A 9,004-nucleotide genomic window follows, 5' to 3' on the forward strand; every position below is an offset into this window, starting at 1 on the left:
CTGGCGCACGCGCGCCTGGGCGCCGCGCAGGGTGGGGCTGTCGGCCAGCGCCTGCTCCATCAGGCGGTTCAATTGCGGGTCTTGCAGCGCCTGCCACCATTGTGCGCGCGGCCATTGGATGGCGGCGCTGGCGGCGGCATCCATGGCCTTGCTCGCCTGCAGCTTGTTGGCGTCGAGCATGGCCGATTGCGGCGCGATGTGGCCCATGTCGGCGCACGCGCTCAAGGCAAGGATCAGGCTGGCGGCAAGCAGACGGCGGTGCAGGGACATGCAAGACTCCGGAAATCGATGGTGTTGGGGGGGCAGGGAAAAATCACAGCTCGCCGCGGTGAGCGCCGGGAGTGGCCCGGGGTGCTGCGCCGCAACTGAGGTGTATTACAGACATACTGACTTGCTGAAACCGGCTGACTGGTTTCTTATTTCGCGATGTGCTTGGCCGTTTGCGCGACGTCAAAGTCCGCTTCCGTTTGCGGGATCTGGCCAGCCTTGCGGGCGGCGTAGAACTCGGCCATGACTTGCTCGCGCGTCACGTTGCTGGCGGCGATGGCAGGCGTTTTCGGATAGTCCACTTCGCTGGTGGCGATTTCGCCGGCATTGCGGGCACGGAGGTATTCGGCCGTGACGTCGGCGCGCGTCAACTGCTGGCTGGCGGCGGCTGGCGCGGTGCTTTGCGCGAAGGCAGCGCTGGCGGTGGTGATGGCGAACAATGCTGCGATCAGTGATTTGGCTTGCATGATAAGACTCCAATATAGACATGATGGCTGGGTGGATGGGCCGGATCGCCACGTACCGGTCGGTTCGCTCCTGCGGCGCGGGTGGGCGCCGCAGGAGCGATCAAGCATTTCTGGATGAGAACTTGCTTACTTGGATTAACTATAGCAATGAATAGTACATTTGTGAAGTAAATTCTAAAAATATTTGTGCGGTGCGACATTTTCTTGACGGAAATGCATTGCAGCCGTGCGCCGTTGGCATGGCGAGGCGGGTACGATGGTTGTTCGAGATTTTTTGTGAAGGGAGTCAGCCATGAGCAGCAGCAGCCTTGATCCGGACAATTTGCCCGTCACCCCCGACCGCGTACTGGGCAGCGGCCACGGCAAGGGGGCGCTCGGCCCCAGCGACAGTTCCGACAGCGGCAGCGACATGCAGGGCGTGCCGGGCCAGGACGCCGAAGCGCTCGACAGCGACAGCGATGCGGCCGGTACTGGCGACCGGGCCGGCGTGGAGCCGCTCAACACGGCGCCCGACGGCGGCGACATCGACGTCGACCACGTGGAAAGCGTGGCGCCTGCGCAGCCGCCAGCCGGTGCCGACAGCGAATCGCCGGCGCCGCGCCGGCACGGCGTCCCTGAGCCAGCTCAGCCAGCTGAGCCGCCTTCCTGTCCGCGCACGGGCGCCGGAATTACTGCCGCTCTGGCGCCATCAGCGTAAAATGCGGGCAGGGCGGCGCCGGCGCCGCCAAGGCCGACCGGCCCGCACAGGATAGGATGTCACCAGGGATGCACACGCAGATGTCGGAAGACAAAGAAAAAGACTTGATGTCGATGTACCGCGAGACGCGGCCACGTGAATTTTTTGGCGAAAAAAGCACGACCAATCACCTGGCCTGGAGCTTGCTGGTGATCTTGCTGGCGCTGGTCTTCTGGCTGGTCGTGGCCCTGGCGGCGGCGGAAAACCAGCGCTATGCCCTGCAGACCGGGGTCTGCCAGGATCACGTGTTCCCGGCGGAAATCGACATGTCCTGCCTGAAACAGGTCAAGTCGCGCGAACACTGGTGGCAGCATGTGGGCCATGCGCTGCTGAAGATGGGCGCCTGAGCGGCGCAAGCCAATCCTGAAGGGCGCGCCGCGGCAGCGAGCACGCGGCGCCCTTCCTGTTGCGGGAGGCGAGATGCCACGCGATACTGCACGGGAACAGCCGCAATGGCTGTTTACGCGCCACAGTGCCTTGACGGTGCGCCAGCTGCTGCGCGCCTATGCCGTGCTGTGCCTGTTTTCCACCGCCATCGCCCTGGCCTTTGCGCTGCGCGGCTACTGGTATATCCCCGTCTTTTCATTTGCCGAGCTGGCCCTGGTGGCCATCGCCCTGCTGTACTACCTGCGCCATGCCCGCGATTACGAGCATCTGGCCTTGCGCGACGGCGTACTGGTCGTCGAGCAGGTGAGCGCCGGGCGGCGCCAGCGCAGCAGCTTTCGTCCCTGGTGCACGCGCATCGTCGTGCCCGAGGGACCGCGCCAGCTGATACGCATCAGCTGCGGCGGCACGCGCGTCGAGGTGGGCGCCTTTGCCACGCCGGAACGGCGGCGGCAGGTGGCGCAGGAACTGCTGGCCTGGCTGCCGCCGCTGGAACCGTGAAGGATGCGGGGCTTACTTCGGTCCGTAAAACTGGAACGTCTGTACCACCAGCAGGGAGACGGGGAAACCGGTGAAGGTCTTGAATTCCTTCACGCCCGTGATCTTGTAGGCGCCGGCCTGGAACGGTTCGCCTTCTTCCCAGCTGTGATCCTTCATGGCGAACTGCAGCAGGCGCTTGTCGTTGTAGCGGTAGGTGAAGATGGTGTAGGCGCCGACGCGGCTGGTGACGACGAAGCGTTCATCGCGCTCGTCGGCGATGAGCAGGATGCCCGGATAGCGGCTGATGCCCGCTTCCTCGTTCTGTATCCTGAGGATCACATCCGTAAAGCTGCATTCGGCGTCGCGGATCTTGTCGCGCTTTTGCGCGATCTTCATCACCTCGTCGTAGCTCTTGTTATGGGTGATCGACCATGACGGCGCGTCGCAATAATTGGCGGCGCCGGCGCCGGCGCTGGGCGCGCACAGCAGCAGGCAGACAGTGGCAGCAGGGAAGAACTTCAGTGGGTCGGGTGGCCGGTGGCGTGTTGTGAAGGCGGCAGTCTAGCGCCAGATTGCCGCTTTCACAAGTACCGGCAAGCGCTCGCTCAGACGGCGCGCGACGGCCCTGCCCACAGATTGATGTTGCCTTCGCGCGCCTGCACGTCGATGGCGGCCAGCTCGTCGGCCGTGAATGCCAGCTGCTGCAGCGCGGCCACGTTTTCACGGATTTGCGCGCTGCTGCTCGCGCCGATCAGGGTCGAGGTGACGCGCGGGTCGCGCAGCACCCAGGCCAGCGCCATCTGCGCCAGGGTTTGTCCGCGCTGCGCGGCGATCTGGTTCAGGGCGCGCACGCGGGCCAGGTTTTCCGCGCTCAGGTGCTGTTGCATCAGCGAACCGCCGCCGGGCCGGTTGACGCGCGCATCCTGCGGCACGCCGTCCAGGTATTTATCGCTGAGCAAACCCTGCGCCAGCGCCGTGAAGGTGATGCAGCCGATGCCTTCTGCCTGCAAGGTATCGAGCAAGCCATCTTCCTCGATCCAGCGGTTGAGCATGTTGTAGGACGGCTGATGGATCAGGCACGGCACTTTCCAGTCTTTCAGCAGGGCTGCCGCTTCTGCCGTTTTCTGCGGCGAATACGAGGACAGGCCCACATACAGCGCCTTGCCCTGCTGTACGGCGGTGGCCAGCGCGCCCATGGTTTCTTCCAGCGGCGTGTCGGCGTCGTAGCGGTGCGAATAGAAGATGTCGACGTAGTCGAGACCCAGGCGCCGCAGGCTCTGGTCGAGGCTGGCCAGCACGTATTTGCGCGAACCGCCGCCCTGGCCGTACGGGCCGGGCCACATGTCCCAGCCTGCCTTGGTGGAAATGATCAGCTCATCGCGGTAGGGCAGGAAATCGTCGCGCAGCAGCTTGCCGAAATTGCTTTCCGCACTGCCGTACGGCGGGCCGTAGTTGTTCGCCAGGTCGAAATGCGTGATGCCCAGGTCAAACGCGGTGCGCAGCATGTCGCGCTGGGATGCCAGGCTGTTGCTGTCGCCAAAGTTGTGCCACAGGCCCAGGGACAGCAGCGGCAGTTTCAGGCCGCTGCGTCCGCACGTGCGGTACTGCATGGTGTCATAGCGGTTCTCGGCGGCGTGGTAGGTCATGGCATCTCCAGAATGTTTTAAGCGCCTATTTTCGCGCAAAATCAAGCGGTGCGTGCATGACCGCATGCGTGCCGCTTGCGCCAGGCGCGGCGCGTCTTACAATAACTGTTCACGAAAAGGCGACGAGCGAGGAGCGGTCATGGAAATCGAATTGAAATTGCTGGTGGCGCCGCAAGACGTGCCGCGCCTGCGCGCCCATCCGCTGCTGGCGCAATATGCACAGCCTGCGCACGACACGCCGACTGCGCAAAGCGCGCCGGGCGAACCGCAGGTGCTGAACATGCACGATATCTATGTCGATACGCCCGACCTGCAGCTGTGCCGCCACCAGGCGGGCTTGCGCGTGCGCCATGTGGACGGGCACTGGGTGCAGACCCTGAAGGCGGGCGGCAGCGGCAGCGGCGGCTTGCACAGCCGCCACGAATGGGAGGGCGAGGTGGCCGGCCCCGCGCCCGAGCTCGACGCACTCGATGCGGCCATCGGCCGCAAGCAGCCGATCCGCGCGCTGCTGCGCAAGGATGCCATCCGCGGTGGCTTGCAGCCCGTGTTCAGCACGCGCATGGAGCGCACGGCATGGCAGCTGCGCACGCCGCAGGGCGACCATATCGAGTGCGTGCTGGACCAGGGCGTGATCGAGCACGGCGTGGACGGCGCCGCGCGCAGCGTGCCCGTCAGCGAAATCGAACTGGAGCTGAAGCAGGGGCAGGCAGCCAGCCTGTTCGACGTAGCGCTGGCCCTGCTGCAGGACGTGCCGCTGCGCCTGGGCCACATGAGCAAGGCGGAGCGCGGCTACCGTCTCGCGGCATCACAGCCTTTGCGCGCCGTCAAGGCGCAGCCCTTGCGGCTCGACGAGGGCATGACGGTGGAGCAAAGCTTTCAGGCCATCCTCGGCAATTGCCTGGAGCAGGTGAGCGGCAACCAGGATGGCGTGGCGGCGGGCGAGGACGTGGAAAGCCTGCACCAGATGCGCGTGGGACTGCGCCGCCTGCGCTCGGCGCTGGGCATGTTCAACTCCCTGCTGGCGCTGCCGGACGCGCTGAAGACGGAACTCGACTGGCTGGGCGGTTCACTGGGCGAGGCGCGCGACTGGGATGTGCTGGCCGGCCATACCCTCGCGCAGCTCGATGGCCAGGCAAAGGCCGATGCGGCGGCACTGGTGCAGGCGGCGCAGGAGCAGGCGCGCATCAGGCATGCGCAGGCGGCGCAGGCCGTCAACGCCACGCGCTATACGGCCTGGATGCTGGGCCTGCAGCGCTGGCTGCAGGCGCGCGGCTGGCGCGACATCGCCACGGCGCGCCAGCTGCGCCAGCTGGACGCGGGCGTGTCGCCGTTTGCCCGCCGTACCTTGCGCAAGGACCAGCGCCGCCTGATGAAGCGCGGTAAGCGCCTGCTGCACGCCACGCCGCAGCAGCGGCACCGCGTGCGCATCGCCGCCAAGAAGACGCGCTATGCGACGGAATTCTTTGCTTCGCTGTTTGCCGCGCGCGCCGTGAAGCCGTATGTGGGACGCTTGTCGGCGCTGCAGGATGAACTGGGCTGGCTTAACGATGCGCAGGTGGCGGACCGCCTGCTGCAGGCGCTGCCCGATGGCCAGCCGGATCACGCCGAGTTGCGCCTGCACGCAGCCTTCCTGCGCGGCTACCTGGCGGCACGCGCACAGTCGCAGGTGGCCGATGGCAGCATGCGCAAGGCCTGGCGGCGCTTCAAGGCGGCGCGCTTGCCGGCATAGCACGCCCGCCAGTCCTGGCTGCGCGTCGGCAGCCGCGCACGGTGCCGTTGCTGTTGCTGTTGCTCTTGCTGTTGCCGTTGCTGTTGCCGTTGCCGTTGCGGTGTGCCGGGTGCCGGGTACCTCGTGCCATGGCTACGCGAGGCCGCCAGGCAGTCGGTCGGCAAGCCAGCGGCGCGGCTTCCATTCGCGCCACGCCGGCTATTGCCAGGCCCTCTCATGCCTTCCCATGCCTGCCCATGCATTCCCGGGCATCGCCTGGCTTGTGCTGGGCTGACGCAGGTTGGCGTCGTTGCGCTACGCCAGCGCGCGGCCCAGCTGGCGTTCCAGGATGGCCAGCGGCGATTTTTCGGGTGCGGCCATGGCCGTGACGGGCAGCAGCCAGGTTTGCTCCAGTGCATGCTGTCCGCGCAGGGCCGCATGCGAGACGGCATCCGAAAACACGATCCACGTCTGGCCCGGCGCGAATGCGTGGGTGACTTGCTCCGCCTGCGCCTGATAGGCGGGATCGGCCTTCATGGCGTCGTGCAGCTGCAGCATGTAGTGATCGTAGGGCGTGCGCCGGGACTTGGTGACGCGCAGCCACCGCAGCAGGGCCGCCGTGGCGGGCAGGGGACGGGCGGCGCGCGGCAGGAAGCGCTGCGCCACCTGTTCGAATGGCGCACCCAGTTTCCACACGCGCGGCGCGCCTTGCGGGTGGATGTTGCTAAACACGCGCAGGATGCGTTTCCCCTGCGTGGGCGAGGCGGGGAAGCTGTCGACATGCAGGCGCGTGTCGTCCTTGCGCCAGGACGTGACGCGCCCGGCGATTTCCACGGGTCGAAAGCTGGTCTTGCCTTGCTGAAAATGCGGCTGGTAGGCGGGCAGCAGGCTGGCCAGCAAGCGCCGCGTCTGGCCCGCATAGCGCCGCATCAGCGCGGCCAGCAGGGCCGCGTCGCGGGCGTCGCCATGGCCGCGCACGCCGCGCGCCGGGTCCCAGCTGATATTCTTGGCGCCGCCGGCCGCGCCTTGCAGGAGCGGCAGTTCGGCAGCCTGCAAGCCAAAGGCCAGCGCCGGCAGGACGACCACCTGGCCATCTTCCAGCGCCTGCCGCGCCGCCACCTGCCAGGCGGGATGACAGGGAGCGTCCCACTGGAGGACGGGAAGATCGATGAGCTTGCTCATGGGCGCCACGCAGGGACGGCATCGGGTCCACCAGTATGCGCGGGCGCCGCCCGTCATCGTTTGCGCTAGCGCAGGCTTGGCGTCCGTCTCGGTAGCGGAATGCATGCGCCGCCCGCGCCCCAGGCAGCGGGCACTGGCCGTCGCGGGATTTATCTCGCCGTCGCGCGGCCCGCCATGTGCATTCCCCCTTGTGCGCGCTCCTGGTGGGCTGCCGGTGGAAGATGCTCGCCAGCGGGACGGGCTCCTGGCCTACAGTTTGCTGTTCTGGCAGCCGGCACTCACGCATTCGCGCACGCGGTCCTGCAGGAATTGCGCGCGTTCGATGGTGGTCTGGGTGGCGCAATCGAGGTTCACGTAGAAGCCCGAGGATTCGCGTTTGGAGCAGTTCTGGTTGCGCGCGGCGATCCACGCCAGCTGGCCCGCCTTGAGTTTTTGCTTGCCGCCGGCATCGAGCTTGGCGGCGAGCGTCTTGTAGTTGGCGTTGAGTTCCTTGTCCGCTTCCTGGTACACCTTGTTCAGGCAGTACAGGCCGTCGAAGTCGTTGCGCGGCGTGTCGCAGGCCGAGTTGGCGAAGGCGGAACCGGAAGCGAGGACGAGCAAGGCGAGCAGGAATTTTTTCATGGTTTTCTTTCCGAAGGTAAATGAGGAGAACGGTCCGGCGCCGGCCGGCGGCCAGGCAGACGCGGCGCCTCGGCGCTTGCCCATCTTACAACATCCGCTTATCGCCGCGCGTCCTGCTTGCCAGCTGGCGCCATCATGCTAGTAGGCCAGCTTGCCGGGCAGCGTGACTTCGATCGTCGTGCCCTGGCCCGGTTCGCTGGCGATGCGCAGGCTGGCGCCGATGGCGGCGGCGCGTTCGCGCATGCCCGGCAAGCCCCAGTGGCCGGGCCGCTGGCCCGTGCTGGCCAGCGCCTCGTCGAAGCCGCGGCCGTTGTCGCGCACGCGCAGGGTGAATGCCTGCGGCGCGTAGTCGAGCTCCAGTTCGATCAGCGCCGCCTCCGCGTAGCGCGAGGCATTGAACAGCGCTTCGCGGGCGATCGCATAGATTTCATCGTGCACGCGCGGCTGCAGGCGCCGGCAGTTGCCGGTGGTGGTGGCCTGGAACGCATGCGCGCGGTGCTCGGACAAGCCCTTGCCGAACTGCTGCAGGGCCAGTCCCAGTTCATCGGGCGAGGCCACCGTGCGCAGGTCGAGGATCTGGTCGCGGCCTTCGACCAGCAGCTGCTCGGCCAGGTTCAAGGTGCCGTCCAGGCGCGCCCGTTCACGCGTGCCTTTCGGCAGCATGCCCGTGTGCGCGTGGAACGACAGGATCAGCGCCTGCACGCTTTGCAGCAGCGTGTCGTGCAGCGCGCGGGCGATGCGCGAGCGTTCGGCTAGGCGTTCCTGCAGGCGCTCGTGCATGCGCCGCGTCAGGTGGCGGATGCGCAGCACATAGGCGGCATACAGCAGCAGCGCGCCGCCCAGCACCAGCAGCGCCGTGAACCAGCGGCTCTGCACGAAGGTGGGGGCGATATGGATGTCGAGCGCCGCGCCTTCGCGGTTCCACACCTGGTCTTCGTTGGCCGCCATGACTTCGAAGCGGTAGTCGCCGGGCGCCAGGTTGGTGTAATAGGCTTCGCGCCGGCCGGGGGCTTCCTGCCAGTGCTCGTCGACGCCGACAAGGCGGTAGCGCAGGCGCACGCGCTCGGGCATCGACAGGCTCAGCGCCGTGAAGTCGAGCTGCAGGCGCTTGCTGCCCTCGGGCAGGCGCAGCGGCTTGCCCGCAGCGATGGCGTGCGGCGCGCCGTCGGCCAGCACGGCGGTGATCTGCACGGGCGGCGGCAGCGCGTTGCGGGCGATGTGCGCGGGATCGAGCATGGCGATGGTGGCCGAGGTGGCGAACCACAGCTGGCCGTCGGGCGCGTGGATCAGCGACGGCACGGGACGCAGCTGCGAGGCGTGGCCCTGCAGGCCGTCGAGCGCATCGAAGCGTTCGTAGTCGAGCGGCGCCGCGCCGCCGTCCTTCAGCCAGGCGGCGATGGCGGCCGCACCCAGGTGGTAGATACCGTCGGCGCCATGCAGCCACAGGTCGCCGCCGGGCAGGCGCACGATGCCCGACACGCCGCGGAAGGTTTCGCCGCGCGCGCCGCGCAGG

10 protein-coding genes and 1 pseudogene are annotated in these 9,004 nt (G+C 67.2%); 4 read left to right on the plus strand and 7 right to left on the minus strand.

Going from position 1 to position 9,004, the window contains the following annotated elements; translation table 11 throughout:
* Both JaAD80_RS28625 and JaAD80_RS28630 read right to left on the minus strand, forming a co-directional pair.
* Positions 1 to 270 (minus strand): annotated as a pseudogene (locus JaAD80_RS28625) (fusaric acid resistance protein); the annotation flags it as partial.
* A 146-nt stretch (positions 271 to 416) separates the two neighbouring features.
* A complete protein-coding gene (locus JaAD80_RS28630; protein ID WP_180979649.1) occupies positions 417 to 734 on the minus strand; it encodes a DUF4148 domain-containing protein in 318 nt (105 codons plus the stop codon).
* 292 nt (positions 735 to 1,026) lie between these two features.
* Here JaAD80_RS28630 and JaAD80_RS28635 point away from each other — a divergent pair, with 292 nt between their 5' ends.
* From JaAD80_RS28635 to JaAD80_RS28645, 3 genes are all read left to right on the plus strand, one after another.
* Positions 1,027 to 1,431 (plus strand): hypothetical protein, encoded by a 405-nt coding sequence (locus tag JaAD80_RS28635; protein WP_258003241.1) that lies wholly within the window; start codon positions 1,027 to 1,029, stop codon positions 1,429 to 1,431.
* An 80-nt stretch (positions 1,432 to 1,511) separates the two neighbouring features.
* Entirely contained in the window at positions 1,512 to 1,817 is a 306-nt protein-coding gene (locus JaAD80_RS28640; protein WP_258003242.1) for a hypothetical protein, read from the plus strand.
* A 73-nt stretch (positions 1,818 to 1,890) separates the two neighbouring features.
* Positions 1,891 to 2,355, plus strand: a complete 465-nt coding sequence (locus tag JaAD80_RS28645) for a DUF2244 domain-containing protein (RefSeq protein WP_102299561.1) — start codon at positions 1,891 to 1,893, stop codon at positions 2,353 to 2,355.
* Positions 2,356 to 2,367: 12 nt separating this feature from the next.
* Here the strand turns inward: JaAD80_RS28645 and JaAD80_RS28650 are convergent, their stop codons facing one another.
* Together JaAD80_RS28650 and mgrA are read right to left on the minus strand one after the other, a co-directional pair.
* Positions 2,368 to 2,730, minus strand: coding sequence for a hypothetical protein (locus tag JaAD80_RS28650; protein ID WP_102299563.1), 363 nt, complete (start codon positions 2,728 to 2,730; stop codon positions 2,368 to 2,370).
* 209 nt (positions 2,731 to 2,939) lie between these two features.
* Positions 2,940 to 3,980 (minus strand): L-glyceraldehyde 3-phosphate reductase, encoded by a 1,041-nt coding sequence (mgrA, locus tag JaAD80_RS28655; RefSeq protein ID WP_102299564.1) that lies wholly within the window; start codon positions 3,978 to 3,980, stop codon positions 2,940 to 2,942.
* A gap of 139 nt (positions 3,981 to 4,119) precedes the next feature.
* On the opposite strand from mgrA, the gene JaAD80_RS28660 reads away from it, so the two are divergent.
* Positions 4,120 to 5,709 (plus strand): CYTH and CHAD domain-containing protein, encoded by a 1,590-nt coding sequence (locus tag JaAD80_RS28660; RefSeq protein ID WP_102299566.1) that lies wholly within the window; start codon positions 4,120 to 4,122, stop codon positions 5,707 to 5,709.
* 294 nt (positions 5,710 to 6,003) lie between these two features.
* Here the strand turns inward: JaAD80_RS28660 and JaAD80_RS28665 are convergent, their stop codons facing one another.
* The 3 genes from JaAD80_RS28665 to JaAD80_RS28675 all read right to left on the minus strand — a co-directional run.
* Positions 6,004 to 6,975, minus strand: a complete 972-nt coding sequence (locus JaAD80_RS28665; RefSeq protein ID WP_258003243.1) for a Kdo hydroxylase family protein — start codon at positions 6,973 to 6,975, stop codon at positions 6,004 to 6,006.
* A 144-nt stretch (positions 6,976 to 7,119) separates the two neighbouring features.
* Positions 7,120 to 7,491 (minus strand): lysozyme inhibitor LprI family protein, encoded by a 372-nt coding sequence (locus JaAD80_RS28670; protein ID WP_102299570.1) that lies wholly within the window; start codon positions 7,489 to 7,491, stop codon positions 7,120 to 7,122.
* Between the two features lie 138 nt (positions 7,492 to 7,629).
* Positions 7,630 to 9,004 (minus strand): triple tyrosine motif-containing protein (locus JaAD80_RS28675; RefSeq protein WP_180979650.1); only part of this gene is annotated, 1,375 nt, incomplete at its 5' end.

This window comes from Janthinobacterium sp. AD80, assembly GCF_002878455.1.
Taxonomy (GTDB): domain Bacteria; phylum Pseudomonadota; class Gammaproteobacteria; order Burkholderiales; family Burkholderiaceae_D; genus Janthinobacterium.

Coding starts and splice junctions, on each gene's coding strand:
- mgrA (WP_102299564.1), bottom strand. CDS start 3,980: ATGACCTACCACGCCGCCGAGAACCGCTATGACACCATGCAGTACCGC.
- JaAD80_RS28665 (WP_258003243.1), bottom strand. CDS start 6,975: ATGCATTCCGCTACCGAGACGGACGCCAAGCCTGCGCTAGCGCAAACG.
- JaAD80_RS28640 (WP_258003242.1), top strand. CDS start 1,512: ATGTCGGAAGACAAAGAAAAAGACTTGATGTCGATGTACCGCGAGACG.
- JaAD80_RS28660 (WP_102299566.1), top strand. CDS start 4,120: ATGGAAATCGAATTGAAATTGCTGGTGGCGCCGCAAGACGTGCCGCGC.
- JaAD80_RS28635 (WP_258003241.1), top strand. CDS start 1,027: ATGAGCAGCAGCAGCCTTGATCCGGACAATTTGCCCGTCACCCCCGAC.
- JaAD80_RS28630 (WP_180979649.1), bottom strand. CDS start 734: ATGCAAGCCAAATCACTGATCGCAGCATTGTTCGCCATCACCACCGCC.
- JaAD80_RS28670 (WP_102299570.1), bottom strand. CDS start 7,491: ATGAAAAAATTCCTGCTCGCCTTGCTCGTCCTCGCTTCCGGTTCCGCC.
- JaAD80_RS28650 (WP_102299563.1), bottom strand. CDS start 2,730: ATGAAGATCGCGCAAAAGCGCGACAAGATCCGCGACGCCGAATGCAGC.
- JaAD80_RS28645 (WP_102299561.1), top strand. CDS start 1,891: ATGCCACGCGATACTGCACGGGAACAGCCGCAATGGCTGTTTACGCGC.